The sequence below is a fragment of the Lelliottia jeotgali genome (genome assembly GCF_016771845.1).
GTDB classification, from domain to species: domain Bacteria; phylum Pseudomonadota; class Gammaproteobacteria; order Enterobacterales; family Enterobacteriaceae; genus Enterobacter; species Enterobacter jeotgali.
Genome location: NZ_JAENMQ010000002.1, coordinates 26,180 through 51,758, shown reverse-complemented (window position 1 = coordinate 51,758; position 25,579 = coordinate 26,180). Strand labels below are relative to the sequence as shown.

Annotated in this window: 23 protein-coding genes; 15 read left to right on the top strand and 8 right to left on the bottom strand. The window is 54.9% G+C overall.

The genetic code is table 11. The features are described 5' to 3' along the window. Positions 1-47: 47 nt before the first annotated feature. The 3 genes from fhuC to fhuB are packed head-to-tail and all read left to right on the top strand — an operon-like array spanning position 48 to position 3,714. Complete coding sequence (gene fhuC, locus JBO43_RS06705) at positions 48-845, top strand: Fe3+-hydroxamate ABC transporter ATP-binding protein FhuC (protein WP_103948051.1); 798 nt, start codon at positions 48-50, stop codon at positions 843-845. After that, entirely contained in the window at positions 845-1,735 is an 891-nt protein-coding gene (gene fhuD, locus JBO43_RS06700; protein WP_103949111.1) for a Fe(3+)-hydroxamate ABC transporter substrate-binding protein FhuD, read from the top strand. Before fhuC ends, fhuD begins: the two co-directional genes overlap by 1 nt. Beyond that, complete coding sequence (gene fhuB / locus JBO43_RS06695; protein ID WP_202673974.1) at positions 1,732-3,714, top strand: Fe(3+)-hydroxamate ABC transporter permease FhuB; 1,983 nt, start codon at positions 1,732-1,734, stop codon at positions 3,712-3,714. Before fhuD ends, fhuB begins: the two co-directional genes overlap by 4 nt. 97 nt (positions 3,715-3,811) lie before the next feature. On the opposite strand, the gene hemL is transcribed toward fhuB, so the two are convergent. Further along, the gene (gene hemL, locus JBO43_RS06690) at positions 3,812-5,092 is read right to left on the bottom strand and encodes a glutamate-1-semialdehyde 2,1-aminomutase (RefSeq protein WP_202673973.1); all 1,281 of its coding nucleotides are present in this window, start codon (positions 5,090-5,092) and stop codon (positions 3,812-3,814) included. A gap of 178 nt (positions 5,093-5,270) precedes the next feature. Between hemL and clcA the strand changes: the two genes are divergently transcribed. Both clcA and erpA read left to right on the top strand, forming a co-directional pair. Next, a complete protein-coding gene (gene clcA / locus JBO43_RS06685) occupies positions 5,271-6,671 on the top strand; it encodes a H(+)/Cl(-) exchange transporter ClcA (protein WP_095280826.1) in 1,401 nt (466 codons plus the stop codon). Between the two features lie 85 nt (positions 6,672-6,756). Then, a complete protein-coding gene (gene erpA / locus JBO43_RS06680) occupies positions 6,757-7,101 on the top strand; it encodes an iron-sulfur cluster insertion protein ErpA (RefSeq protein WP_095280827.1) in 345 nt (114 codons plus the stop codon). A gap of 102 nt (positions 7,102-7,203) precedes the next feature. On the opposite strand, the gene JBO43_RS06675 is transcribed toward erpA, so the two are convergent. From JBO43_RS06675 to mtnN, 3 genes are read right to left on the bottom strand one after another with little or no spacing between them, the layout of a single operon-like run. Next, the gene (locus JBO43_RS06675; RefSeq protein WP_095280828.1) at positions 7,204-7,827 is read right to left on the bottom strand and encodes a TRIC cation channel family protein; all 624 of its coding nucleotides are present in this window, start codon (positions 7,825-7,827) and stop codon (positions 7,204-7,206) included. 28 nt (positions 7,828-7,855) lie between these two features. Continuing rightward, positions 7,856-8,653 (bottom strand): vitamin B12 ABC transporter substrate-binding protein BtuF, encoded by a 798-nt coding sequence (btuF, locus tag JBO43_RS06670; RefSeq protein WP_202673972.1) that lies wholly within the window; start codon positions 8,651-8,653, stop codon positions 7,856-7,858. Then, the gene (mtnN, locus tag JBO43_RS06665) at positions 8,646-9,344 is read right to left on the bottom strand and encodes a 5'-methylthioadenosine/S-adenosylhomocysteine nucleosidase (RefSeq protein WP_202673971.1); all 699 of its coding nucleotides are present in this window, start codon (positions 9,342-9,344) and stop codon (positions 8,646-8,648) included. Before mtnN ends, btuF begins: the two co-directional genes overlap by 8 nt. Before the next feature lie 82 nt (positions 9,345-9,426). Between mtnN and dgt the strand changes: the two genes are divergently transcribed. The 3 genes from dgt to cdaR all read left to right on the top strand — a co-directional run bounded on the left by dgt (position 9,427) and on the right by cdaR (position 13,831). Continuing rightward, a complete protein-coding gene (dgt, locus tag JBO43_RS06660; protein WP_202673970.1) occupies positions 9,427-10,941 on the top strand; it encodes a dGTPase in 1,515 nt (504 codons plus the stop codon). Positions 10,942-11,071: 130 nt separating this feature from the next. Then, positions 11,072-12,520: a serine endoprotease DegP gene (gene degP / locus JBO43_RS06655; RefSeq protein ID WP_095280832.1), complete on the top strand. Its 1,449-nt coding sequence runs from the start codon at positions 11,072-11,074 to the stop codon at positions 12,518-12,520. A gap of 153 nt (positions 12,521-12,673) precedes the next feature. Beyond that, positions 12,674-13,831 carry a DNA-binding transcriptional regulator CdaR gene (cdaR, locus tag JBO43_RS06650; protein ID WP_095280833.1) on the top strand — a complete coding sequence of 386 codons (1,158 nt, stop codon included), beginning with the start codon at positions 12,674-12,676 and terminating at the stop codon, positions 13,829-13,831. A 122-nt stretch (positions 13,832-13,953) separates the two neighbouring features. Here the strand turns inward: cdaR and JBO43_RS06645 are convergent, their stop codons facing one another. The 4 genes from JBO43_RS06645 to map form a co-directional block, all read right to left on the bottom strand. Beyond that, a complete protein-coding gene (locus JBO43_RS06645; RefSeq protein WP_095280834.1) occupies positions 13,954-14,343 on the bottom strand; it encodes a DUF3461 family protein in 390 nt (129 codons plus the stop codon). Between the two features lie 111 nt (positions 14,344-14,454). Further along, on the bottom strand, positions 14,455-15,279 hold the full coding sequence (gene dapD, locus JBO43_RS06640) for a 2,3,4,5-tetrahydropyridine-2,6-dicarboxylate N-succinyltransferase (RefSeq protein WP_095280835.1): 825 nt from the start codon (positions 15,277-15,279) through the stop codon (positions 14,455-14,457). 34 nt (positions 15,280-15,313) lie between these two features. Further along, a complete protein-coding gene (glnD, locus tag JBO43_RS06635) occupies positions 15,314-17,989 on the bottom strand; it encodes a bifunctional uridylyltransferase/uridylyl-removing protein GlnD (RefSeq protein WP_103949107.1) in 2,676 nt (891 codons plus the stop codon). Positions 17,990-18,053: 64 nt separating this feature from the next. Then, complete coding sequence (gene map, locus JBO43_RS06630) at positions 18,054-18,848, bottom strand: type I methionyl aminopeptidase (protein ID WP_095280837.1); 795 nt, start codon at positions 18,846-18,848, stop codon at positions 18,054-18,056. Positions 18,849-19,169: 321 nt separating this feature from the next. Here map and rpsB point away from each other — a divergent pair, with 321 nt between their 5' ends. The 7 genes from rpsB to cdsA all read left to right on the top strand — a co-directional run bounded on the left by rpsB (position 19,170) and on the right by cdsA (position 25,576). Next, positions 19,170-19,895 carry a 30S ribosomal protein S2 gene (gene rpsB, locus JBO43_RS06625; protein WP_095280838.1) on the top strand — a complete coding sequence of 242 codons (726 nt, stop codon included), beginning with the start codon at positions 19,170-19,172 and terminating at the stop codon, positions 19,893-19,895. 118 nt (positions 19,896-20,013) lie between these two features. Next, on the top strand, positions 20,014-20,865 hold the full coding sequence (gene tsf / locus JBO43_RS06620; protein WP_095280839.1) for a translation elongation factor Ts: 852 nt from the start codon (positions 20,014-20,016) through the stop codon (positions 20,863-20,865). A 148-nt stretch (positions 20,866-21,013) separates the two neighbouring features. Beyond that, the gene (pyrH, locus tag JBO43_RS06615; protein WP_095280840.1) at positions 21,014-21,739 is read left to right on the top strand and encodes a UMP kinase; all 726 of its coding nucleotides are present in this window, start codon (positions 21,014-21,016) and stop codon (positions 21,737-21,739) included. Between the two features lie 169 nt (positions 21,740-21,908). Continuing rightward, entirely contained in the window at positions 21,909-22,466 is a 558-nt protein-coding gene (frr, locus tag JBO43_RS06610; protein ID WP_095280841.1) for a ribosome recycling factor, read from the top strand. 97 nt (positions 22,467-22,563) lie between these two features. Further along, positions 22,564-23,763: a 1-deoxy-D-xylulose-5-phosphate reductoisomerase gene (gene ispC, locus JBO43_RS06605; RefSeq protein WP_202673969.1), complete on the top strand. Its 1,200-nt coding sequence runs from the start codon at positions 22,564-22,566 to the stop codon at positions 23,761-23,763. A 184-nt stretch (positions 23,764-23,947) separates the two neighbouring features. Then, the gene (gene ispU / locus JBO43_RS06600; RefSeq protein ID WP_095280843.1) at positions 23,948-24,706 is read left to right on the top strand and encodes a (2E,6E)-farnesyl-diphosphate-specific ditrans,polycis-undecaprenyl-diphosphate synthase; all 759 of its coding nucleotides are present in this window, start codon (positions 23,948-23,950) and stop codon (positions 24,704-24,706) included. A 12-nt stretch (positions 24,707-24,718) separates the two neighbouring features. After that, a complete protein-coding gene (cdsA, locus tag JBO43_RS06595) occupies positions 24,719-25,576 on the top strand; it encodes a phosphatidate cytidylyltransferase (RefSeq protein ID WP_202673968.1) in 858 nt (285 codons plus the stop codon). The last annotated feature ends 3 nt before the right edge of the window (positions 25,577-25,579 follow it).

Below are 25,579 nucleotides of genomic sequence, written 5' to 3'. Positions count from 1 at the left end.
TCTCTTTTCGGGCACGGTTCGCCGTGCCCTTTAACAAGTTGGCCACTATGCAGGAAAATAAAACGCACTCCGATACCACGTTTGCGCTTGATAACACCTCCTTTCGCGTCCCTGGACGCACGCTGCTGCATCCGCTCTCTTTGACATTCCCTGTCGGTAAAGTCACAGGCCTTATTGGTCACAACGGTTCGGGTAAATCCACATTGCTGAAAATGTTGGGTCGCCATCAGCCGCCGTCCGAAGGAGAAATCCTGCTCGACGGACAGCCGCTCGACAGCTGGAAAAGCAAAGCGTTTGCCCGCAAGGTCGCCTATCTGCCGCAGCAACTGCCGCAGGCTGAAGGGATGACCGTGCGCGAGCTGGTGGCGATTGGACGTTATCCGTGGCACGGCGCGCTCGGACGTTTTGGGGTGGCTGACAGAGAGAAAGTGGAAGAAGCTATTTCCCTGGTGGGATTAAAACCTCTGGCGCACCGTCTGGTGGATAGCCTTTCGGGCGGCGAGCGCCAGCGCGCGTGGATTGCGATGCTGGTGGCGCAGGACAGCAACTGCCTGCTGCTCGACGAACCAACCTCGGCGCTGGACATCGCTCATCAGGTGGATGTTCTGGCCTTGATTCATCGCCTCAGCCAGCAGAAAGGGCTGACGGTGATTGCGGTTCTGCACGATATCAACATGGCCGCACGCTACTGCGATTATCTGGTGGCCCTGCGCGGCGGCGAGATGATTGCCCAGGGCACGCCTGCTGAGCTAATGCGCGGCGAGACGCTGGAACTGATCTACGGTATTCCAATGGGTATCCTGCCGCATCCGGCAGGGGCTGCACCGGTGAGCTTTGTGTATTGATGCTGGATCCAACTTTGATAAGTCGCCGTCGATTACTGACGGCGCTGGCGCTTTCGCCACTGCTGTTAAAAATGAATACCGCGCGCGCGGCAGCCATCGATCCGCACCGCATCGTGGCGCTGGAATGGCTGCCGGTTGAGCTGATGCTGGCCCTGGGCATCGCGCCCTACGGTGTGGCGGATATTCCCAACTACAACATGTGGGTCAACGAGCCGAAAATCCCTGCCTCGACTATCGACATTGGCCTGCGCACCGAGCCGAATCTCGAGCTGCTGACGCAGATGAAACCCTCTTATCTGGTCTGGTCGGCGGGCTACGGTCCTTCACCAGAAACGCTGGCGCGTATTGCGCCGGGCCGAGGTTTTACTTTCAGCGACGGGAAAAAACCGCTGACGATGGCGCGTCACTCGATCAACGAAATGGCCCAGCTTCTGGACCGCGAAGCGGCGGCAAAAGAGCACCTCGACCATTTCGATAGTTTTATCGACGCGCTCAAACCACGTTTTGCCGCGCGTGGCGACCGTCCGTTGCTAATGGTCACGCTGCTGGATGCGCGTCACGTGCTGGTGTTTGGCAAAAACTGCCTGTTCCAGGAAGTGCTTGATCGTTTCAATATTCATAATGCCTGGGAAGGGGAGATGACCTTCTGGGGCAGCACTACCGTCGGCATCGACCGTCTGGCGCAGTTCCGCGATGTGGATGTGCTCTGTTTCGATCATGGCAATGACCGCGAGATGCAAAGCCTGATGGCGACGCCGCTGTGGCAGGCGATGCCGTTCGTGCGCGAGCAGCGTTTCCAGCGCGTGCCTGCGGTGTGGTTCTACGGAGCGACGCTGTCAGCAATGCACTTTGCCCGCGTGCTTGACGGCGCTCTGGGAGGCAAGGCATGAAGTCACGGATCGCACCATTCCCTGCGCTGTTATTGAGCGTCGTTTTCGTCGCCGCACTGATCTTAACCTGGTCAAATCTGTCGATTGCGCTGCCGCGCGGGCAGTGGGGCCAGGCGTTCTCCGTACCGGATATCGATAACATCCAGCAGATGCTGTTCCACTACAGCCTGTTGCCGCGTCTGGCCATTTCCTTACTGGTGGGCGCGGGGCTGGGGCTGGTCGGCGTGCTGTTCCAGCAGGTGTTGCGTAACCCACTGGCGGAACCGACCACGCTCGGCGTCGCCACTGGCGCACAGCTCGGAATTACGATTACTACGCTCTGGGCGCTGCCCGGCGCACTCACCAGCCAGTTTGCTGCGCTGGCGGGGGCCTGCGTGGTGGGCGCGCTGGTGTTTGGCGTGGCGTGGGGGAAACGACTTTCTCCGGTGACACTGATTCTGGCCGGTCTGGTGGTGAGTCTCTACTGCGGAGCGATCAACCAGCTGCTGGTGCTGTTCCATCACGACCAGCTGCAAAGCATGTTCCTGTGGAGTACCGGGACGCTGACGCAGACCGACTGGAGTATTGTGCAGCGTCTGTGGCCGCAGCTGATCGGCGGCGTATTACTGACCTTGCTGCTGCTGCGCCCGCTGACCCTGATGGGGCTGGACGACGGCGTGGCGCGTAATCTGGGACTGGCCCTTTCGCTGGCGCGCCTCGCGGCGCTGACGCTGGCGATTGTGCTCAGCGCCCTGCTGGTGAATGCGGTCGGGATCATCGGCTTTATTGGGCTGTTTGCACCGCTGCTGGCGAAGATGCTCGGCGCACGTCGTCTGCTGTCGCGCCTGATGCTGGCCCCGCTGATCGGGGCGCTGATCCTCTGGCTTTCAGATCAAATCATTCTCTGGCTGGCGCGCGTGTGGATGGAAGTCTCCACCGGCTCCGTGACTGCCCTGATTGGTGCGCCGCTGCTGCTGTGGCTGCTGCCGCGCCTGCGCAGTATGAGCGCTCCGGCGATGGATGCTGGCGATAAAGTTTACGCCGAGCGTCAGCATATTCAGTGGTTCGTTCTGACGGGCCTGATTGTGCTGCTGATCGTCGCGTACATTGCGCTCTCTCTGGGGCGTGACGCCAGCGGCTGGCACTGGGCGACCGGCCCGATGCTGGATGAACTTATGCAGTGGCGCTGGCCGCGTATTTTCTCCGCGCTCATTGCTGGCGTGATGCTGGCGGTGGCGGGGTGCATTATTCAGCGTCTGACCGGCAACCCGATGGCCAGCCCGGAAGTGTTAGGGATCAGCTCCGGCGCGGCGTTTGGCGTGGTGATGATGCTGTTCTTCGTGCCGGGCGACGCCTTTGGCTGGCTGATGCCTGCGGGGAGTATCGGTGCCGCCGCGACGCTGATGATCATTATGATCGCCGCGGGGCGTGGAGGCTTTTCACCGCACCGGATGTTGCTTGCGGGTATGGCGCTCAGCACCGCGTTTACCATGCTGCTGATGATGCTCCAGGCCAGCGGCGATCCGCGTATGGCGCAGATCCTGACCTGGATCTCCGGCTCGACCTACAGCGCAACGGGCGCGCAGGTAATGCATTCCGGGATCGCGATGGTGCTGCTGCTGGCGATCACGCCGCTATTACGTCGATGGATGACAATCCTGCCGTTGGGCGGCGAAACGGCGCGGGCGGTAGGTGTTGCGCTGACGCCGTCGCGGGTTGGATTGTTGCTACTGGCCGCCTGTTTGACCGCCGTCGCGACCATGACCATTGGCCCGCTGAGCTTTGTCGGTCTGATGGCGCCACACATCGCGCGCATGATGGGCTTTCGCCGCACGATGCCGCATATCGTCATGTCGGCGCTGGTCGGTGGGATGATGCTGGTGATTGCCGACTGGCTGGGCCGGATGGTGCTGTTCCCGTATCAGATTCCGGCAGGACTACTATCGACCTTCATTGGGGCGCCGTACTTTATTTATTTGCTCAGGAAGCAGAGCAGATAATAAAAAGCCGGGTGGCGCTAACGCTTACCCGGCCTACAGGAAAGGCATGGTTTTGTAGGCCGGGTAAGGCGAAGTCGCCACCCGGCAAATACACCCATCAAAGTTTTGCAAACACCTTACGCGCCGCGTCGATGGTGTTGTTGATATCTTCTTCGCTGTGCGCGACTGACATAAAGCCTGCTTCGAACGCCGACGGTGCCAGATACACACCTTCTTCCAGCATCAGATGGAAGAAACGCTTAAAGCGCTCAACGTCGCACTTCACCACGTCCTGATAACTCGTCACGGTTTCCGCATCGGTGAAGAAAATCCCGAACATACCGCCGACATGGTTCACCACCAGCGGAATGCCTTTCTCTTCTGCGGCTTCCAGCAGACCGTTAGCCAGCTGCGTGGTCCGTTCGGTCAGGGTTTCGTGAATTCCTGGCTGCGCCACTTCGGTCAGACAGGCGAAACCGGCGGCCATCGCAATCGGGTTGCCGGACAGCGTTCCCGCCTGATAAACCGGGCCGGTTGGCGCCAGAGCTTCCATCACGTCTTTACGTCCGCCGAATGCGCCCACCGGCATACCGCCGCCGATGATTTTGCCCAGACAGGTCAGGTCTGGTACCACGTCGTAATAAGATTGTGCGCCCGCCAGCGCCACGCGGAAGCCAGTCATCACTTCGTCGATGATCAGCAGTGCGCCGAATTCGTCGCACAGGGCGCGCAGGCCCGGCAGGAATTCTGGCTGCGGCGGGATGCAGTTCATGTTACCCGCGACCGGTTCCACGATGATGCAGGCAACTTCTTGCGGGTACTGCTCGAAGGCGGCACGAACCGTGTCCAGATCGTTATAGGTGCAGGTCAGAGTGTGTTTGGCGAAATCTGCCGGAACGCCCGGAGAGTTCGGCTGGCCGAGGGTCAGCGCGCCGGAACCGGCTTTCACCAGCAGGCAATCGGCGTGGCCGTGGTAGCAGCCTTCAAATTTGATGATTTTGTCGCGGTCGGTAAAGCCACGCGCCAGACGAATCGCGCTCATGGTCGCTTCCGTACCGGAGTTCACCATGCGTACCATGTCCATAGTCGGGACCAGTTCGGTCACCAGCTCCGCCATTTTGACTTCCATCTCGGTTGGTGCGCCGAAACTCAGACCGCGCTGCGCCGCTTCAATCACCGCATTGCGAATGGTTGGGTGGTTATGACCCAGCACCATCGGACCCCAGGAGCCGACATAATCGATATAGGCTTTGCCATCCACATCGTACAGATACGCGCCGTCCGCACGTTCGATGAACAGCGGCGTGCCGCCGACGCCGGTAAAGGCGCGAACGGGAGAGTTGACCCCGCCTGGGATTAGCTCGCGTGCAGCACTGTAGAGGTTTTCAGACTTACTCATAGCGTCGTTCCTGGTTCGTAGAAAAGGGTTAAGCTAGCTATTCTAAGGGATTCGCCGATGCTTATAAAATTTTTGCCCTTATGATCCTAAACAATTGTTAAGGATTTTTCAGGCGACGGGCTGCGCCAGGGACATTAAAATCCCTGCGTGATTTGTATTACCAATAAAAGAACCCGTGATGACAGCACAAAACTCCTCGTTTGAAGAACAGCAATTTGCGCGCCTGCGACGCCGGGCCAGCGTTCGACGTTTACTGAATCGCGATAAAACCCCGCTGATGATTCTGGTGATGGCGGCGGTTGTCGGCACGCTGGCCGGGCTGGTCGGTGTGGCGTTTGAGAAAGCCGTCAATGGCGTGCAGAACTGGCGCATCGGCACGCTGGGCGGCGTGGCAGATACCCCGTGGCTATTGTGGTCGCTGGCGTTTGGGCTGTCGGCAATTCTGGCAATGGTCGGCTATTTCCTGGTGCGCAAATTTGCCCCGGAGGCAGGCGGGTCAGGTATTCCAGAAATCGAAGGCGCGCTGGAAGAGTTACGTCCGGTGCGCTGGTGGCGCGTTATTCCGGTTAAATTTATCGGCGGGATGGGCACGCTCGGGGCGGGGATGGTGCTGGGGCGTGAAGGGCCAACGGTGCAGCTTGGCGGGAATATCGGGCGCATGGTGGGGGATATTTTCCGCATGCGCAGCGGCGAGGCGCGGCATACGCTGCTGGCAACCGGTGCGGCGGCAGGGCTGTCGGCGGCGTTTAACGCGCCGCTGGCTGGGATCTTGTTTATCATCGAAGAGATGCGCCCGCAGTTTCGCTACAACCTTATCTCGATAAAAGCCGTCTTCACCGGCGTGATCATGTCGAGCATTGTGTTCCGCATTTTTAACGGCGAATCGGCGGTGATTGAAGTGGGTAAACTCACCAATGCGCCGGTGAATACGCTGTGGCTGTATTTGATTCTGGGGATGATTTTCGGCGTGCTGGGGCCGCTGTTTAATTTCCTGGTGCTTAAAACCCAGGATATGTTCCAGCGTATTCACGGCGGGAATATCACCAAGTGGGTGTTGATCGGCGGTTTACTTGGCGGCCTGTGCGGCGTGTTGGGCGTGATCCAGCCGGGTTCGGCGGGCGGCGGGTTTAGTCTGATCCCTATCGCTATGGCGGGGAATTTTAGTCTCGGCATGCTGCTGTTCCTGTTTATCTCCCGCGTGGTGACGACGCTGCTGTGCTTCTCTTCCGGTGCGCCGGGTGGGATTTTTGCCCCGATGTTGGCGCTGGGAATGCTGCTTGGCACCGCGTTCGGCATGGCCGCTGCCGCAGGATTTCCGGCGTATGAGCTGATGCCTGGCACTTTTGCGATTGCCGGAATGGGGGCGCTGCTGGCAGCCTCTTTGCGTGCGCCGCTGACCGCTATCGTGCTGGTTCTGGAGATGACGGATAATTATCAGCTCATTTTGCCAATGATCATTACCTGCCTCGGGGCGACACTATTAGCCCAATTCCTGGGCGGAAAGCCGCTATACTCCACCATTCTTGCTCGTACTCTGGCGAAACAAGAGGCGGCACTGGCTGAGAAGCAGAATACTTGAATGAATTACCAGGGTATTAGATAATGAAAAAAAGAATTGGATGTTTTTTAATCCGATTCAGTAGCAGTATTCATGGGAGCAAAAAATGAGTGATGACGTAGCGCTGCCGTTGCAGTTTACCGAAGCAGCAGCCATTAAAGTGAAAAGCCTGATTGCGGATGAAGATAATCCGGAGCTGAAACTGCGTGTGTATATTACCGGCGGCGGTTGCAGCGGCTTCCAGTATGGTTTCACCTTTGACGATCAGGTAAACGACGGTGATATGACAATTGAGAAGCAGGGCGTCGCGCTGGTCGTTGACCCGATGAGCCTGCAATATCTGGTCGGCGGCGCGGTGGATTACACCGAAGGCCTGGAAGGATCGCGCTTTGTGGTGACCAACCCGAACGCTAAAAGCACCTGCGGGTGTGGTTCTTCGTTTAGCATTTAATGATGCGCGGGGATGGTGCGGTTTGATGCCCTCACCCCGGCCCTCTCCCACGGGGAGAGGGAGAAAACACTAAAAAGGCAACCTCGTGGTTGCCTTTTGCTTTTACCTTCCGTTCTCATCCAATGCAAACGTCGGTAGCTTCAGGTGCCAGCGAATAGCCGCCAGTCGAATCACCAGCGTCACCACCATGCCGATCATCGCCGCCGTTTCCAGCTCAACGCCAAAGGTGTAAAACGCCGTCGCGTGGACAATCCCGCCGATAATACAGGCGGTGGCATAGATTTCAGTGCGCAGAATCATCGGGACTTCACGGGCCAGAATATCGCGGATAATCCCTCCGCCGACGCCGGTCAGCACGCCCATGCAAATCGCCACCAGTGGTCCTGTACCCGCCATAAAAGCTTTATTGACGCCGATGCCGACAAACACCGCCAGACCCACCGCATCCAGTACCGGCAGAATCCATTTCGGTAAGCGACGCGGCTGGCGCACCAGCACGATCGTCAGCATACAGGTCACCATCGCGACGACCAGATCGGTCGGATCTCTCACCCAAAATACCGGACCGTGATCGAGGGCCATATCGCGGATCGTTCCCCCGCCGACTGCCGTTACCACGCCAAGCACCAATACGCCAAACGGATCCATGCGTAATTTGCCCGCCAGCAAAACGCCGGAGATAGCAAAAACGGCTGTGCCAAGGATATCCAGCCAATAAACGAGCATTTTTCAATCCTCAGACGATGAGGGTTAATTACTGGCTCTGCGCGAGGGCAGAGCAGAGTTGTTTTGCGGCGAGGATAATACGCGGGCTTGCGCGTTCAAACCAGTCACTGTGCAGGGCGATAACCGGAATTTTTAGCTGGCTTTGCCAGAATTGTTCTATTTTCGGAATCTCGCTCGCATTCCCAATCACCACAATCGCTTGTGGCTGACGCGCAATCACCTGTTCGCGGCTGACCTGCGGCCACGGAACGCGGCTGGCTGCGAAGATATTTTCACCGCCGCACACTTCCAGAACCTGATTCTGAATCGACCCTTTACCGGTGGTAAACAGCGGCTGGCTGCCAAATTGCAGGAAAACGCGCTTTTTCACTGGCGTGTCATATTTTGCCTTCAGTGCAGCATAGTCGTTAAGCAACTGCTGCGCGGCCTGCTGGGCTTTTTTCGGCGTTGGGCTCCAGGGCGCTAAATCACGCAGCGCCTGCGCCACTTGCTCAATGCTGATGGCATCGACCCACAGCACTTTTATCCCAAGCGCTGAGAGCTGATTGACCTGCCGCTCGGCGTTTCCGCCGCGCCAGGCCAGCACCAGATCCGGTTTGAGCGCAACAATGCGTTCAAGGTTCATCCCTTGCCAGGTCGAGACCTCTTCAATCTTTTTCGCTTCCGGGGGATAGTCTGAAAAGCTGCTGACGCCCACTGGCGTGATCCCAGCGGCGAAAGCCAGTTCCGTATTGGCGGGGGAGAGGGTAATGACGCGAGGCGCGGCAGCGAGCCACGCCGGTGCCAGCAGAAAGAGGGCGACCAGCGCCCTTACACACTTAGCCACGCGCCAGTTTCTGCACCAGGGTTTCGACCATGATGGTGGACTGTTTAGCAGCAACCGCCAGGAACTCGTCGAAGCTCAGGTGGGATTGCTGATCGGCCACGTCGGAGATGGCGCGAACCACCACGAACGGTACGCTGAAGTTATGGCACACGTGCGCAATCGCGGTCGCTTCCATTTCAACGGCAATCGCCTGCGGGAAGTTGTGGCGGATTTTCGCCAGACCCACGGAACCATTGATGAAGGCGTCGCCGCTGACGATCAGGCCGCGTACGGCGTTGAGGTTCAGCTCGGCGATGCAGCTTTCTGCGGCAGCTACCAGCTTATCGTCGGCTTTAAAACCTGCCGGACAACCAGGCAGCTGGCCGTACTCGTAACCGAATGCTGTGACATCGGCATCGTGATAACGCGCTTCATCGGAGACCACGATATCGCCCACTTTCAGGGTAGGAGCCAGACCGCCCGCAGAACCGGTATTGATGATCACGCCCGGTTTGCAGCGCTCAAGCAGCAGGGTCGCGCCCAGTGCTGCCGCTACTTTACCGATGCCTGATTTCAGCAGAGCGACGTCAGTTCCGTTCAGCTGGCCGGTGTAGATTTCACAGCCACCCAGAGTGAGGGTCTGACAGTTCTCAATTTTGTCACGCAGCAGCGTAACTTCTTCTTCCATTGCACCAATAATGCCGATTTTCATAGATTTACTCGCGATGTGCCTTGTTAAGATGCATAGTCTATCATGCGCATCAGGGGAAACGCATTCTCAGGCGGGGGAGCTCATGGCACCAATCGATTTTCGCAATAAAATTAACTGGCATCGTCGTTTCCGTTCTCCGCAGGGAGAAAAGAGTGAACACGAGATCCTGCGTATTTTTGAAAGCGATCGCGGGCGCATAGTCAATTCGCCGGCGATCCGCCGCTTGCAGCAAAAAACTCAGGTGTTTCCACTGGAGCGCAACGCCGCTGTCCGCACGCGTCTGACCCATTCTATGGAAGTACAGCAGGTCGGGCGCTACATTGCCAAAGAGATTTTAAGCCGTCTGAAAGAGCAGCGTTTGCTCGAAACCTACGGTCTGGATGAGCTGACCGGGCCGTTCGAAAGCATCGTTGAGATGGCCTGCCTGATGCACGACATCGGCAATCCGCCGTTTGGTCATTTCGGTGAAGCGGCGATTAACGACTGGTTTAAACAAAAACTGTTTCCCTCAGATGCAGCAAGCCAGCCCCTCAGCGACGATCGCTGTATCGTCAGAGCCCTAAAACTGCGTGAAGGCGAAGAGACCTTAAACGACCTGCGGCGCAAGGTGCGTCAGGATCTTTGTCAGTTTGAAGGGAATGCGCAGGGGATTCGGCTGGTGCATTCTCTGATGCGAATGAACCTGACGTGGGCGCAGGTCGGCTGTATTCTTAAATATACCCGCCCGGCGTGGTGGATGGGCGAACCGCCCGCGACGCACAGCTATTTAATGAAAAAGCCCGGCTATTATTTATCTGAAGAACGCTATATTGAAAGGCTGCGTAAAGAACTTTCTTTGACCCCACATGGCCGCTTTACATTGACGTGGATTATGGAAGCCGCAGACGATATATCCTATTGCGTGGCCGATCTGGAAGATGCCGTCGAAAAAAGAATATTTAGCGTTGAAGAACTTTATCAGCACCTTTATGAGGCCTGGGGCAAGCACGAGAAAGGCTCACTGTTTTCTCAGGTCGTCGAAAACGCGTGGGAAAAATCGCGCTCCAATTCATTGAGTCGCAGTACCGAAGATCAGTTCTTTATGTATTTGCGGGTCAACACGTTAAATAAACTGGTGCCCTACGCGGCGGCGCGTTTTATCGATAATTTACCGGACATTTTTAGCGGCGAGTTTAATCATGCGCTGCTGGAAGACGACAGCGATTTTAGCCAACTGCTTGAGTTGTATAAGCACGTTGCGATGCGCCATGTTTTCAGTCACCCGGATGTTGAACAGCTGGAATTACAGGGCTATCGGGTGATTAGCGGCCTGCTGGAAATTTATCGTCCGCTGCTGCAATTATCCGTCGATGAATTTACCGAGCTGGTGGAAAAAGATCGCGTTAAGCGCCTGCCGATTGAAACCCGTCTGCTGCATAAACTCTCGACCCGTCATCGTCTTGCCTACGTCGAAGCAGTGAGTAAAATCGATCGTGATTCCGTGCAGTGGCCCGTTATGGAATATTATTATCGCTGTCGACTTATTCAGGACTATATCAGCGGAATGACCGATTTGTATGCATGGGATGAATACCGCCGTCTGATGGCAGTGGAATAAGGAATGAGTTTTGTAAAGACGACCAATAAATTTTTACTTTTTCCAGAAACTTAATCCTGGAACTTCAGGCTATAAAACGAATCTGATGTACACAGCAATTTTGCGTTATCTGTAAATCGAGATTGAGAATATGAAAAAAACCACATTAGCAATGAGTGCACTGGCTCTGAGTTTAGGTTTAGCGTTATCCCCTCTGACTGCCACCGCAGCCGAGACCGCGTCTTCGGCAGCAACCGCGCAGCAGATGCCAAGCCTTGCCCCGATGCTCGAAAAAGTGATGCCATCGGTGGTGAGTATTAACGTTGAGGGGAGCACAACCGTTAATACACCGCGCATGCCGCGCAACTTCCAGCAGTTCTTCGGTGATAACTCACCGTTCTGCCAGGACGGTTCCCCGTTCCAGAGTTCACCGTTCTGTCAGGGTGGCGGCGCGGGTGATGATACCCCAGGCGGCGGTAACGGCGGCGGACAGCAGCAGAAATTCATGGCGCTCGGCTCAGGTGTCATCATTGACGCAGCCAAAGGCTATGTCGTCACCAATAACCACGTTGTCGACAATGCCAGCACCATCAAAGTCCAGCTGAGCGATGGCCGTAAGTTTGATGCCAAAGTGGTGGGTAAAGACCCACGCTCAGACATCGCCCTGATTCAGATTCAGGATCCGAAAAACCTGACGGCGATTAAACTGGCCGATTCCGACGCTCTGCGCGTGGGTGATTACACCGTGGCCATCGGCAACCCGTTTGGTCTGGGTGAAACCGTGACCTCTGGTATCGTTTCTGCGCTGGGCCGTAGCGGCCTGAACGCGGAAAACTATGAAAACTTTATCCAGACCGATGCAGCAATTAACCGTGGTAACTCCGGCGGTGCGTTGGTTAACCTGAACGGTGAATTGATCGGGATTAACACCGCGATCCTGGCACCGGACGGCGGTAACATCGGTATCGGCTTTGCGATCCCGAGCAACATGGTGAAAAACCTGACCGGTCAGATGGTTGAGTTTGGCCAGGTGAAACGTGGTGAGCTGGGTATTCTGGGTACCGAACTGAACTCAGAACTGGCGAAAGCGATGAAAGTGGACGCTCAGCGCGGCGCATTCGTCAGCCAGGTCATGCCGAACTCCTCTGCGGCGAAGGCCGGTATCAAGGCGGGTGATGTTATTACCACGCTGAATGGCAAGCCAATCAGCAGCTTCGCGGCGCTGCGTGCTGAAGTCGGCTCTATGCCGGTCGGCAGCAAAGTGTCTCTCGGCCTGCTGCGCGATGGCAAACCGGTCAACGTGAGCCTGGAACTGCAGCAGAGCAGCCAGAATCAGGTTGATTCCAGCACCATCTTCAGCGGTATTGAAGGTGCGGATATGAGCAACAAAGGCGCGGATAAAGGAGTGGTGGTGAGCGACGTGAAAGCCAACACCCCGGCGGCGCGTATTGGCCTGAAAAAAGGCGATGTGATTATCGGTGCGAACCAGCAGCCGGTGAAAAACATTGCGGAACTGCGCAAAATTCTCGACAGCAAACCAACGGTGCTGGCGCTGAATATTCAGCGTGGTGACACCACTCTGTACCTGTTGATGCAGTAATCCCCTCAGCCCCTGCCTGCACTCAGGCAGGGGCTTTTCCTTTTCTGTGACCCTTTCCACAAGTCCATACTTCTCTCACTGACTTTGTGCATTCGCACAATGCGACGCCCTTTGAACTCCCCTATGCTTGAGCTCTGCTCACAGGAGGGTTACATGGCTGGCTGGCATCTTGATACCAAAATGGCGCAGGAAATCGTGGCACGAACCATGCGCATCATTGATACCAATATCAACGTAATGGATGCCCGTGGGCGAATTATCGGCAGCGGCGATCGTGAACGCATTGGGGAATTGCACGAAGGTGCGCTTCTGGTGCTCTCTCAGGGACGAGTGGTGGATATCGACGATGCGGTTGCGCGGCATCTGCACGGTGTGCGTCAGGGAATCAATCTGCCTCTGCGACTGGAAGGGGAAATCGTCGGCGTTATCGGTCTGACTGGCGAACCGGAATCCCTGCGCAAATACGGTGAGCTGGTGTGTATGACCGCCGAGATGATGCTGGAACAGTCGCGTCTGATGCATCTTCTGGCTCAGGACAGCCGCCTGCGCGAAGAATTGGTGATGAACCTGATTCAGGCTGAAGAGCACACGCCTGCACTGACGGAATGGGCGCAGCGTTTGGGTATCGACCTGAATCAGCCGCGCGTGGTGGCGGTCATTGAAGTGGACAGCGGTCAGCTCGGCGTGGACAGCGCGATGGCGGAGTTGCAGCAGCTGCAAAACGCGCTGGCTACTCCGGAGCGCAATAACCTCGTGGCGATTGTGTCGCTGACGGAGATGGTGGTTCTGAAACCGGCGCTCAATCAGTTTGGCCGCTGGGACGCTGAAGACCACCGTCGTCGCGTGGATCAACTTATCGCACGGATGAAAGAGAACGGTCAGCTGCGTTTTCGCGTCGCGCTCGGCAACTATTTCACCGGGCCGGGCAGCATCGCGCGGTCGTGGCGAACGGCGCGTACCACCATGATGGTGGGCAAGCAACGAATGCCCGAAAGCCGGGGCTATTTCTATCAGGATTTGATGTTACCGGTGCTGCTCGACAGTTTACGCGGTGGCTGGCAGGCCAATGAACTGGCGCGACCGCTGGTGCGTCTGAAAGCAATGGATAATAACGGGCTTCTGCGCCGTACGTTGCAGGCCTGGTTTCGCCATAACGTGCAACCGCTGGCGACCTCGAAAGCGCTGTTTATTCACCGCAATACGCTGGAATACCGGTTGAATCGTATATCAGAACTGACGGGCTTAGATTTGGGGAATTTCGATGACAGACTGCTGCTGTATGTGGCGTTGCAGCTGGATGAACAAAGGTGATGTTGTTGGAACGTAGGCCCGGTAAGCGCAGCGCCACCGGGCGTTTAACCGCACGAATCTCGCCTATGTGCCGGGTGGCGGCTTCGCCTTACCCGGCCTACAGGGAGACCGCACCACAGCATTTACTTCCCGCGCGTTAACTTCTCAAGATCAGATTCGATTTCGCTGATCTTGTTAGTCACAACACTTTCCAGATGACGCAGATCGTCGAGGATCTTACGTTTAAGGTCGACTTCGGTGCGATCGCGCTGGCAGATCTGATCGAGTTCATCAATAACATAGCGCAGGTTCGGGCTGATTTCCTGAACCTCTTTATACCCCTGACCAATGCCATCGGCGACGACGGTTTTACGTTGACGCGGGTATTTGAACTTCACGCTCTTTGCGAAAAACTCTCCTTTGTCCTTGTGAAAATAGATTTTCAGAATATCGTTGTTCGCTTCCTGGCGGAGGCTGTAACGATCAATTTCATCAGGATTGGTAATGCCCAGACTTTTCAGATTATCGTACATAGCGGTACCCTTGATCTCAACATAACCTATGAATAATTAACGAAAAAATCTATCTTCGCCACCATCAGATGTAAAAAAAGCGGGGTGGCCCCCGCTTTTTGTTATACCCGATTAATCGATGGTACGCAGCAGTTCGTTGATGCCGACTTTGCCGCGCGTTTTCGCATCGACTTTTTTCACGATAACCGCACAGTACAGGCTGTATTTGCCATCTTTCGACGGCAGGTTGCCGGAGACGACAACAGAACCGGCCGGTACGCGACCGTAATGCACTTCACCGGTTTCACGATCGTAAATGCGGGTGCTCTGACCAATGTAAACGCCCATCGAGATAACTGAGCCTTCTTCCACGATAACGCCTTCAACCACTTCGGAACGCGCACCGATGAAGCAGTTATCTTCGATGATGGTTGGGTTGGCCTGCAGTGGCTCAAGAACACCACCGATGCCGACGCCACCGGACAGGTGAACGTTTTTACCGATCTGCGCGCAAGAACCGACGGTTGCCCATGTATCCACCATCGAGCCTTCATCAACATACGCACCGATGTTGACGTAAGACGGCATCAATACGGTGTTGCGTGCGATGTATGCGCCCTGGCGAACGGCCGCAGGCGGAACCACGCGGAAACCTTCTTTCTGGAAACGCGCTTCGTCGTAATCAGCGAATTTCATCGGCACTTTATCGAAGTAGCGGCTTTCTGCTCCGTCGATAACCTGGTTATCGTTAATGCGGAAAGAGAGCAGCACGGCCATCTTCAGCCACTGATGAGTTACCCACTGGCCGTTAATTTTTTCCGCGACACGCAGCGCGCCGGAATCAAGCAGAGAAATCACCTGATTCACCGCTTCGCGGGTGACGGTATCCACATTTGCCGGGGTAATTTCGGCGCGACGCTCAAAGGCGGACTCAATAACGTTCTGTAACTGCTGCATTGTTTTTACTCTTTCCATTTCACTAAAAAACACGTCACCCTTTATCGTTTGGATTGAGGGCTGCTGTCAACCGTTGTTGTACCTCAAGTTGCAGCTGATTATTAAGGGCACGCCGGTCGGCGGTGGCGATTATGAATAAATCTTCTACTCGCTCACCAATGGTTGTAATTCGGGCGCCATGCAGCGAAATTCCCAGATCCGCAAAAACCTGACCAACCCGCGCCAGCAGGCCCGGCTGGTCCAGCGCGATCAGCTCGAGGAACGATTTCCGGTCTGTGTGTGTTGGCAGGAAATTGACCTCTGTATCAACCGTGAAATGACGCAATTTGGCCGGCTGACGACGGGGTTGCGGCGGCTGCCAGCTGTGCTGGGTAATCGCCTGTTCCAGACCGAAGCGAATGCCTTCGTGACGATCGGAAGAGAGCGGGCTGCCGTCCGGCTCCAGCACGATAAACGTATCCATCGCCATGCCGTCGCGGGTGGTAAAGATCTGCGCGTCATGAACGCTCAGATTGCGCCGGTCGAGTTCGGCGCAAACGGCGGCAAACAGATAAGCCCTGTCCGGACTCCAGATAAAGATCTCCGTGCCGCCGCGCGTGGCCTGCGGGCTCAGCAGGATCAGCGGTTTTTTCAGGTCGTGCTTCAACAGATGTCGCGCGTGCCAGGCGAGCTGATGTGGGCTGTGACGCACAAAATAGTTGGCCCGACAGCGCGACCAGATCTGGTGCAGCGCTTCTTCATCAATGTTATCCATTCGCAGCAACGCCAGCGCCTGAAGCTGATGATGGCGCACGCGCTCGCGCATATCCGGTGTGTTTTGCATCCCGCGGCGCAGCTGTTTTTCGGTGGCGAAATAGAGCTCACGCAACAGGCTCTGCTTCCAGCTGTTCCACAGGGTTTCGTTGGTAGCGCAGATATCCGCAACAGTCAGGCAGACCAGGAAACGCAGGCGGTTTTCCGTTTGCACGATTTCGGCGAACTGCTTGATCACTTCCGGGTCCTGGATATCGCGGCGCTGCGCGGTGACGGACATCAACAGGTGATGGCGTACCAGCCAGGCGACCAGTTGCGTTTCGCGGGAGTTAAGCCCGTGTAGTTCGGCAAATTTCAGCACGTCCTGTGCGCCGAGCACCGAATGATCGCCCCCGCGACCTTTGGCGATATCGTGGAACAGGGCGGCAATCAGAATCAACTCTGGGTGGCTGAGGCGCGGCCACAGCTCAACGCACAGCGGATGTTTTGCGCGCGTCTCTTCTTTGGCGAAACTTTCCAGTTTCAGCATCACGCGAATGGTGTGTTCATCTACCGTGTAAGCATGGAAGAGGTCAAACTGCATCTGGCCGACGATGTGCGACCACTGCGGCATGTAGGCCCAGAGCACGCTGTGGCGGTGCATCGGCAGCAGCCCACGGCTGACCGCACCGGGGTGGCGCAACATGCTCAGGAATAACGAACGCGCCTCCGGGATATAGCATAAAGGCTGCGTCAGATGCCGACGGGCATGGCGCAGATGGCGCAACGTAGTGGAGTAGATCCCGGTGATCGTGCTGTTGCGCACCATCGTGTAGAACATCCGCAGGATTGCTTCCGGCTCGCGGATAAACAGCGTTTCATCGCGCAGATCGATAAGCGTACCGCGCAGCTGAAATTCGTCATCAATCGGGCGCGGTTTTTCATCGGTAGTCAGCGCCAGGATCGCTTCGTCGAACAGCTGCAACAGCATCTGATTGAGTTCAGACACGCGGCGAGTCACGCGGAAGAAATCCTTCATCATGTGCTCAACCGGCTCGTTACCTTCCCCGCTGTAGTTCAGGCGCTGGGCGACGCTGAGCTGGCGGTCAAACAGCAGGCGGTTGTCATAGCGGGTGACTTCCAGATGCAGTGCAAAACGGATGCGCCACAGCAGATGCAGACATTCGTTCAGTTCGTTGCGTTCGGCTTCGGTTAAAAAGCCAAAGCCGACCATTTCGTCCATCGATGTCGCACCAAAATGGCGGCGGGCGACCCACTGCAGAGTATGAATATCCCGCAGGCCGCCTGGGCTGCTTTTGATATCCGGTTCGAGGTTATAGCTGGTGCCGTGATAGCGCTGGTGGCGGACATTTTGCTCTTCAACCTTGGCGGCAAAAAAGCGTTCTGATGGCCAGAAACCGTCGCTGAAAATGTGCTTTTGCAGTTCAAGGAACAGCGCGACATCGCCGATCAGCAGGCGCGTTTCAATCAGGTTGGTGGCGACGGTAAGATCCGACAGTCCTTCGAGCAGACACTCTTCGAGCGTGCGGACGCTGTGGCCGACTTCCAGCTTCACGTCCCACAGCAGCGTCAGCAGTTCACCCACTTTTTGCGCCTGCTCGTCGGACAGTTTTTTGCGGCTCAGTACCAGCAGGTCGATGTCGGAAAGCGGGTGCAGTTCACCGCGTCCGTAACCGCCGACCGCAACCAGTGCGACGTCACTGATCTGGCCGAAGCCGTAATCGATCCACAGGCGCTGCAGCAGCTGATCGATAAATTCGGTGCGCGCTTCGATAAGCTCTTCTGCCGAAATGCCTTCATCAAAGGCTTTTCCCAGCCAGCGCTGAAAAACGTCGATATGCGCTTTGATATCCGCCACCGTGAGCTCGCGCTGTGGCCAGACGCCGGGGTTGTCCGGCTGGTCGGGCAGGGTGGGCAGAGCTGTGTTCGGATACTGTTCGGGTAAAAGGTTACTCATCTCGTGCGTCACCCATAAGTAAAAGCTATAGCCATTAAAAAAGCCGGCATTTGCCGGCTTCTTATTATTCGTTGTGCGAGAGTATCGCCGGGATGGTGTCATCCTTTCGCAACGTCATAATTTCGCAGCCGTTGTCTGTTACCACAATAGTATGCTCGTACTGCGCAGACAAGCTTCTGTCTTTGGTTTTTACCGTCCAGCCATCTTTCATGGTGCGGATGCGGTAGTCGCCGGAGTTCACCATCGGTTCGATGGTGAAGGTCATGCCTTTTTGCAGAACCACGCCGCCGTCATCCGCATCGTAGTGCAGAACCTGAGGTTCTTCATGGAAGACACGGCCAATGCCGTGCCCGCAGTATTCGCGCACCACGGAGAAACCTTCCGCTTCGACGAATTTCTGAATGGCAGCACCGAGGGTACGCAGGCGGATACCCGGCTTCACCATTTTCAGCGCCAGGTAGAGGCTTTCCTGGGTGATGCGGCACAGACGCTCGCCGAGAATGGTCGGTTTGCCGACGATAAACATTTTGGAGGTATCGCCGTGATACTCATCTTTGATAACGGTCACGTCAATGTTAACGATATCGCCATCTTTCAGCAGTTTCTCGTCATCCGGAATACCGTGGCACACTACTTCATTAATAGAGATGCAAACGGATTTCGGGAAGCCGTGATAGCCGAGGCAAGCGGAAACCGCGTGCTGCTCGTTGACAATATAGTCGTTACAAATGCGATCCAGCTCACCGGTGCTGACGCCCGGTTTGATGTACGGCTCGATCATTTCCAGCACTTCAGCGGCCAGACGACCGGCGACGCGCATCTTTTCAATTTCTTCAGGGGTCTTAATAGAGATAGCCATGTAATCTGTCCATCGGTGTCGATTTTTTCGACAATACTAGTCTAAGTGTTGTCAATGGTACCAGTCTGGAGCGCCGCCTGCCAAATTGAGAATCATTAACAGCACACTCCGTCAACAACTGTTGGTGTCTGGTAGTGTTTTGTGGTATAAAGCGCGCCGGACTTCCGATCCATTTCATCTACACAAGATGGACCAGAAGCGACAATCTCACTTTGTGTAAATAACACACACGTATCGGCACATATTCCGGGGTGCCCTTTGGGGTCGGTAATATGGGATACGTGGAGGCATAACCCCAACTTTTAAATAGAGGTTTTAAACATGGCAACTGTTTCCATGCGCGACATGCTCAAGGCTGGTGTTCACTTCGGTCACCAGACCCGTTACTGGAACCCGAAAATGAAGCCTTTCATCTTCGGCGCGCGTAACAAAGTTCACATCATCAACCTTGAGAAAACTGTACCAATGTTCAACGAAGCCCTGGCTGAGCTGAGCAAGATCTCTTCCCGTAAAGGTAAGATTCTGTTTGTTGGTACTAAACGCGCTGCAAGCGAAGCTGTGAAAGAAGCTGCAAACAGCTGCGATCAGTTCTTCGTGAACCATCGCTGGTTGGGCGGCATGCTGACCAACTGGAAAACTGTTCGTCAGTCCATCAAGCGCCTGAAAGATCTGGAAATCCAGTCTCAGGACGGTACTTTCGATAAGCTGACCAAGAAAGAAGCGCTGATGCGTACTCGTGAGCTGGACAAGCTGGAAAACAGCCTGGGCGGTATCAAAGACATGGGCGGTCTGCCAGACGCTCTGTTCGTTATCGATGCTGACCACGAGCACATCGCAATCAAAGAAGCGAACAACCTGGGTATTCCAGTGTTCTCTATCGTTGATACCAACTCCGATCCGGACGGCGTTGACTTCGTTATCCCGGGTAACGACGATGCAATCCGTGCAGTTACACTGTACCTGAGCGCTGTTGCAGCTACCGTTCGTGAAGGCCGTTCCCAGGATCTGGCTTCTCAGGCGGAAGAAAGCTTCGTAGAAGCTGAATAATAAGGTCCTCCCTTATTTAGTACCGTGTATAAATAGGGGCCTCTTTCTGGCCCCTTTTTCACTTTTAAGACTGTCTGGTTTTTTAACCGGGCAGGACATCTCTCCCGAGGATTAAAGAATGGCTGAAATTACCGCATCCCTGGTAAAAGAGCTGCGCGAGCGTACTGGCGCAGGCATGATGGATTGCAAAAAAGCGCTGACTGAAGCGAACGGCGACATCGAGCTGGCAATCGAAAACATGCGTAAATCCGGCGCAATCAAAGCGGCGAAAAAAGCTGGTAACGTTGCAGCTGATGGCGTGATCATCACTAAGATCAACGGCAACTACAGCATCATTCTGGAAGTTAACTGCCAGACTGACTTCGTTGCTAAAGACGGTGGCTTCCAGGCATTTGCTAACAAAGTTCTGGACGCAGCTGTTGCAGGCAAAATCACTGACGTTGACGTTCTGAAAGCACAGTTCGAAGAAGAACGTGTTGCCCTGGTTGCTAAAATCGGTGAGAACATCAACATCCGTCGCGTTGCTGCACTGGAAGGCGAAGTACTGGGTTCATACCAGCACGGCGCACGTATCGGTGTACTGGTAGCGGCTAAAGGCGCTGACGAAGAGCTGGTTAAACAGCTGGCTATGCACATCGCTGCAAGCAAACCAGAATTCGTTAAACCAGAAGACGTGTCTGCTGAAGTAGTAGAAAAAGAGTACCAGGTTCAGCTGGACATCGCCATGCAGTCTGGCAAGCCAAAAGAAATCGCAGAGAAAATGGTTGAAGGCCGCATGAAGAAATTCACCGGCGAAGTTTCTCTGACTGGCCAGCCTTTCGTAATGGATCCAAGCAAGTCTGTTGCTCAGCTGCTGAAAGAGCACAACGCTGATGTGACTGGCTTCATCCGCTTCGAAGTGGGCGAAGGCATCGAGAAAGTTGAAACTGACTTCGCAGCAGAAGTTGCTGCAATGTCCAAGCAGTCTTAATGATTGCGAAGGAGCCGCCTGAGGGCGGCTTCTTTTTGCCCCTCGTGTGTAAATCAGACAGAGCCCGCTAGTTTCTGTGCTGATATGCGACATACAATGTCGCCAGAATTAACCCCATCTTAATCGTTGACAGTCTCAGGAAAGAAACATGGCTACCAATGCAAAACCCGTGTACAAACGCATTCTGCTTAAGCTGAGTGGCGAAGCACTGCAGGGAACAGAAGGCTTCGGTATTGACGCAAGCATTCTCGACCGCATGGCACAGGAAATCAAAGAACTGGTTGAACTGGGTATCCAGGTTGGCGTGGTGATTGGCGGTGGCAACCTTTTCCGTGGCGCTGGTCTGGCGAAAGCGGGTATGAATCGTGTTGTGGGCGACCACATGGGTATGCTGGCAACCGTGATGAATGGCCTGGCAATGCGTGATGCGCTTCATCGTGCTTATGTGAACGCCCGCCTGATGTCCGCTATTCCGCTGAATGGCGTGTGTGACAATTACAGCTGGGCAGAGGCGATCAGCCTGCTGCGCAATAACCGCGTGGTGATCCTCTCCGCCGGTACTGGTAACCCATTCTTTACGACTGACTCCGCTGCGTGCCTTCGCGGGATCGAGATCGAAGCAGACGTTGTGCTGAAAGCGACCAAAGTGGATGGCGTGTTTACTGCCGATCCGGCAACTGATCCGACTGCGACCATGTACGAACAGCTGAGCTACAACGAAGTGCTGGATAAAGAGCTGAAAGTGATGGATCTTGCCGCCTTCACGCTGGCTCGTGACCACAAATTACCGATTCGTGTTTTCAACATGAATAAGCCTGGTGCACTGCGTCGCGTAGTGATGGGCGAAAAAGAAGGCACTTTGATCACGGAGTAATATCCGTTGACGACAAATCAAGGTAAGATTCCGCATTACTTTGTAGTGGGTTTGTTACCTGGACGCGCCTTTGGCGTTGTCATGAATTAAACGCGACTATACTTAGCACACCCATAGCGGCTGTGCTGGCGGATAGTCTGCCTGAGACTAGTTTTCAAGGATTCGTAACGTGATTAACGACATCAGAAAAGATGCTGAAACACGCATGGAAAAGTGCGTAGAAGCGTTCAAAAACCAAATCAGCAAAGTGCGTACTGGTCGCGCTTCTCCAAGCCTGCTCGATGGCATTGTGGTTGAATACTACGGTACTCCAACTCCGCTGCGTCAGCTGGCAAGCGTCACAGTTGAAGACACCCGTACCCTGAAAATCAACGTTTTCGATCGTTCTCTGGGCCCGGCTGTTGAGAAAGCGATCATGGCTTCCGATTTGGGTCTGAACCCAAGCTCTGCGGGTACTGATATCCGTGTTCCACTGCCTCCGCTGACAGAAGAACGTCGTAAAGAGCTGATTAAAGTGGTTCGTGGCGAAGCTGAAGGCGCTCGCGTTGCCGTACGTAACGTACGTCGTGATGCTAACGATAAAGTGAAAGCGCTGCTGAAAGAAAAAGAAATCAGCGAAGATGACGATCGTCGCTCCCAGGACGACGTGCAGAAAATGACCGATGCAGCGATCAAGAAAGTTGACGCGGCGCTGGCAGATAAAGAAGCGGAACTGATGCAGTTCTGATTTCTGACGTCATCTGATAAAACGCCGTACAGAAAGTCCTGTGACTTTGCTGGCGGCGTTTTGCTTTTATATGGTCTAACTTTTTTCCGGGCATCTCATGAAGCATTTAACTCTCCTCGGCTCGACCGGCTCAATCGGTTGCAGCACTCTCGACGTTGTTCGTCATAACCCTGAACACTACACGGTGGCCGCTCTTGTGGCCGGAAAGAACGTGCAGCGTATGGTTGAGCAATGTCTGGAGTTTACTCCCCGCTATGCGGTGATGGATGACGAGGAAAGTGCTCGCCAGGTCAAAACGCTGCTGGCGGAGAATGGCAGTCGTACGAAAGTTCTGAGTGGCCAACAGGCGGCGTGTGAAATGGCAGCGCTGAACGAGGTGGACCTGGTGATGGCGGCTATTGTGGGTGCGGCCGGGCTGCTGCCAACGCTTGCTGCTATTGATGCCGGTAAAACGGTACTGCTGGCAAATAAAGAGTCACTGGTCACCTGTGGTCGCCTGTTTATGGACGCGGTAAAGGCGCGCGGTGCGCGACTTTTACCGGTAGATAGCGAACATAACGCCATTTTTCAGAGTTTGCCGCAACCGTTTCAGGAAAACCTGGGTTACGCTTCCCTTGAGCAGAATGGCGTTGTGTCGATTCTGCTTACCGGGTCTGGTGGCCCGTTCCGTGAAACGCCGATGTCTGAGCTGGCTTCAATGACGCCCGCTCAGGCCTGTCGGCATCCGAACTGGTCGATGGGACGTAAAATTTCCGTCGATTCCGCCACTATGATGAACAAAGGTCTGGAATACATTGAAGCCCGCTGGCTGTTTAATGCGTCGGCGAAACAGATGGAAGTGCTCATCCACCCACAGTCTGTGATTCATTCTATGGTGCGTTATCAGGACGGCAGCGTGCTTGCGCAATTGGGTGAACCGGATATGCGCACGCCAATTGCTCACTCCATGGCGTGGCCAAACCGTGTTATCTCTGGGGCAAAACCGCTCGATTTTTGCAAAATCAGCGCATTGACCTTCAGCGAACCTGACTACGATCGCTACCCTTGTCTGAAGCTGGCGATGAACGCCTTCGATCAGGGGCAAGCGGCGACGACGGCACTCAACGCGGCCAATGAAATTACCGTCGAAGCATTTCTGCAACAGCGAATCCGCTTTACAGATATTGCGACACTCAATTTGTCGGTTCTTGAAGCGATAGATCTGCGTGAACCACAGAGTGTGGAAGAAGTGCTGGCAGTCGATGCTGCAGCGCGCGTTGTTGCGCACCAACAAGTGACACGTCTCGCAAGCTCGTGATAATCCACCCACTAGTGGTCGTGCTATTTGTTAGCGTTGGGCTTCAGTGATATAGTCTGCGCCACCTGATTGCAGGCATTTGACTTTGAGTGGTCAGGCAAGCCGTGGTTTACACGGCTTTTTTGTGGAAAGGCTTCAGTATTCCTGAGTACCGTTAAATCCTTTCAGGGACTAAAAACGCGTTATGTTGTCTGCGAATCAACCAATAAGCGAAAACTTGCCAGCTCATGGCTGTCGCCATGTAGCAATCATCATGGATGGCAACGGCCGCTGGGCGAAAAGACAAGGGAAGATACGAGCCTTTGGGCATAAAGCTGGGGCGAAATCTGTTCGCCGCGCCGTTTCTTTTGCCGCCAATAACGGCATTGATGCGTTAACGCTCTATGCTTTCAGCAGTGAAAACTGGAATCGACCGCCGCAGGAAGTGACTGCGTTGATGGAATTGTTTGTGTGGGCGCTCGACAGCGAAGTAAAAAGCCTGCACCGCCACAACGTACGCTTGCGCATTATCGGCGATACCAGTCGTTTTAACTCACGTCTGCAGGAACGCATTCGTAAAGCGGAAGCGGTGACCGAAAATAATACCGGTCTGACGCTGAATATCGCGGCGAATTACGGTGGACGTTGGGACATTATCCAGGGTGTTCGGCATTTGGCTGAGCAAGTTCAGGAAGGGCTGTTAAGACCCGACCAGATTGATGAAGAGGCGCTGGGTCAGCAAATCTGCATGAACGAACTGGCACCCGTGGATTTGGTTATTAGGACAGGGGGAGAACATCGAATTAGTAACTTTTTGCTTTGGCAAATTGCCTACGCCGAACTTTACTTTACGGATGTTCTTTGGCCCGATTTTGATGAACAAGACTTTGAAGGTGCGTTGAATGCCTTTGCCAATCGTGAGCGTCGCTTCGGCGGTACTGAGCCTGGCACCGAAAAAGTCTGATGGGGGTAGCTTTTGCTGAAGTATCGCCTGATTTCCGCTTTTGTATTAATACCCATCGTTATCGCGGCGCTGTTTTTGCTGCCGCCGGTGGGATTTGCCATTGTCACGTTAGTGGTGTGTATGCTCGCGGCGTGGGAATGGGGGCAGCTTAGCGGCTTTACTTCGCGCACTCAGCGGGTATGGCTGGCAGTACTCTGTGGCCTGTTACTGGCGCTGATGCTGTTTCTGTTGCCTGAATATCATCACGATATTCATCAGCCATTGATCGTAGGTTCCCTGTGGGCCTCGCTGGGCTGGTGGGTTGCCGCATTACTGCTGGTGCTTTTTTATCCCGGTTCTGCAACGTTCTGGCGCAATTCTAAAACGCTGCGTCTGATTTTTGGCCTGCTCACAATTATTCCTTTTTTCTGGGGTATGCTTGTGCTGCGCGTCTGGCACTATGACGATAACCACTACAGCGGCTCACTGTGGCTTCTTTATGTGATGATTCTCGTCTGGGGCGCTGACTCCGGTGCCTATATGTTTGGCAAACTGTTCGGCAAACATAAACTGGCGCCGAAAGTGTCGCCTGGCAAAACCTGGCAGGGGTTCATTGGTGGGCTGTTTACGGCCGCGTTAATCTCCTGGGGTTATAGCGTGTGGGCAAATCTTGAAGTCGCTCCAGGTACGCTCCTGATTTGTTCCATTTTCGCTGCACTGGCATCAGTATTGGGTGATTTGACCGAGAGTATGTTTAAGCGCGAAGCAGGGATCAAAGACAGCGGCCACCTCATTCCAGGACATGGTGGAATACTGGACCGTATTGATAGCCTCACGGCTGCGGTACCGGTGTTTGCATGCCTGTTGTTGCTGGTATTTGGCACGATTTAACGG

What these genes read in the sequence shown, in the direction of transcription:
- mtnN (WP_202673971.1), bottom strand. Translation starts at nt 9,344, where the DNA reads ATGAAAATCGGCATTATTGGTGCAATGGAAGAAGAAGTTACGCTGCTG.
- ispC (WP_202673969.1), top strand. Translation starts at nt 22,564, where the DNA reads ATGAAGCATTTAACTCTCCTCGGCTCGACCGGCTCAATCGGTTGCAGC.
- ispU (WP_095280843.1), top strand. Translation starts at nt 23,948, where the DNA reads ATGTTGTCTGCGAATCAACCAATAAGCGAAAACTTGCCAGCTCATGGC.
- dgt (WP_202673970.1), top strand. Translation starts at nt 9,427, where the DNA reads ATGGCACCAATCGATTTTCGCAATAAAATTAACTGGCATCGTCGTTTC.
- fhuB (WP_202673974.1), top strand. Translation starts at nt 1,732, where the DNA reads ATGAAGTCACGGATCGCACCATTCCCTGCGCTGTTATTGAGCGTCGTT.
- fhuC (WP_103948051.1), top strand. Translation starts at nt 48, where the DNA reads ATGCAGGAAAATAAAACGCACTCCGATACCACGTTTGCGCTTGATAAC.
- JBO43_RS06675 (WP_095280828.1), bottom strand. Translation starts at nt 7,827, where the DNA reads ATGCTCGTTTATTGGCTGGATATCCTTGGCACAGCCGTTTTTGCTATC.
- map (WP_095280837.1), bottom strand. Translation starts at nt 18,848, where the DNA reads ATGGCTATCTCTATTAAGACCCCTGAAGAAATTGAAAAGATGCGCGTC.
- clcA (WP_095280826.1), top strand. Translation starts at nt 5,271, where the DNA reads ATGACAGCACAAAACTCCTCGTTTGAAGAACAGCAATTTGCGCGCCTG.
- cdaR (WP_095280833.1), top strand. Translation starts at nt 12,674, where the DNA reads ATGGCTGGCTGGCATCTTGATACCAAAATGGCGCAGGAAATCGTGGCA.
- glnD (WP_103949107.1), bottom strand. Translation starts at nt 17,989, where the DNA reads ATGAGTAACCTTTTACCCGAACAGTATCCGAACACAGCTCTGCCCACC.
- erpA (WP_095280827.1), top strand. Translation starts at nt 6,757, where the DNA reads ATGAGTGATGACGTAGCGCTGCCGTTGCAGTTTACCGAAGCAGCAGCC.
- fhuD (WP_103949111.1), top strand. Translation starts at nt 845, where the DNA reads ATGCTGGATCCAACTTTGATAAGTCGCCGTCGATTACTGACGGCGCTG.
- degP (WP_095280832.1), top strand. Translation starts at nt 11,072, where the DNA reads ATGAAAAAAACCACATTAGCAATGAGTGCACTGGCTCTGAGTTTAGGT.
- JBO43_RS06645 (WP_095280834.1), bottom strand. Translation starts at nt 14,343, where the DNA reads ATGTACGATAATCTGAAAAGTCTGGGCATTACCAATCCTGATGAAATT.
- rpsB (WP_095280838.1), top strand. Translation starts at nt 19,170, where the DNA reads ATGGCAACTGTTTCCATGCGCGACATGCTCAAGGCTGGTGTTCACTTC.
- dapD (WP_095280835.1), bottom strand. Translation starts at nt 15,279, where the DNA reads ATGCAGCAGTTACAGAACGTTATTGAGTCCGCCTTTGAGCGTCGCGCC.
- hemL (WP_202673973.1), bottom strand. Translation starts at nt 5,092, where the DNA reads ATGAGTAAGTCTGAAAACCTCTACAGTGCTGCACGCGAGCTAATCCCA.
- tsf (WP_095280839.1), top strand. Translation starts at nt 20,014, where the DNA reads ATGGCTGAAATTACCGCATCCCTGGTAAAAGAGCTGCGCGAGCGTACT.
- pyrH (WP_095280840.1), top strand. Translation starts at nt 21,014, where the DNA reads ATGGCTACCAATGCAAAACCCGTGTACAAACGCATTCTGCTTAAGCTG.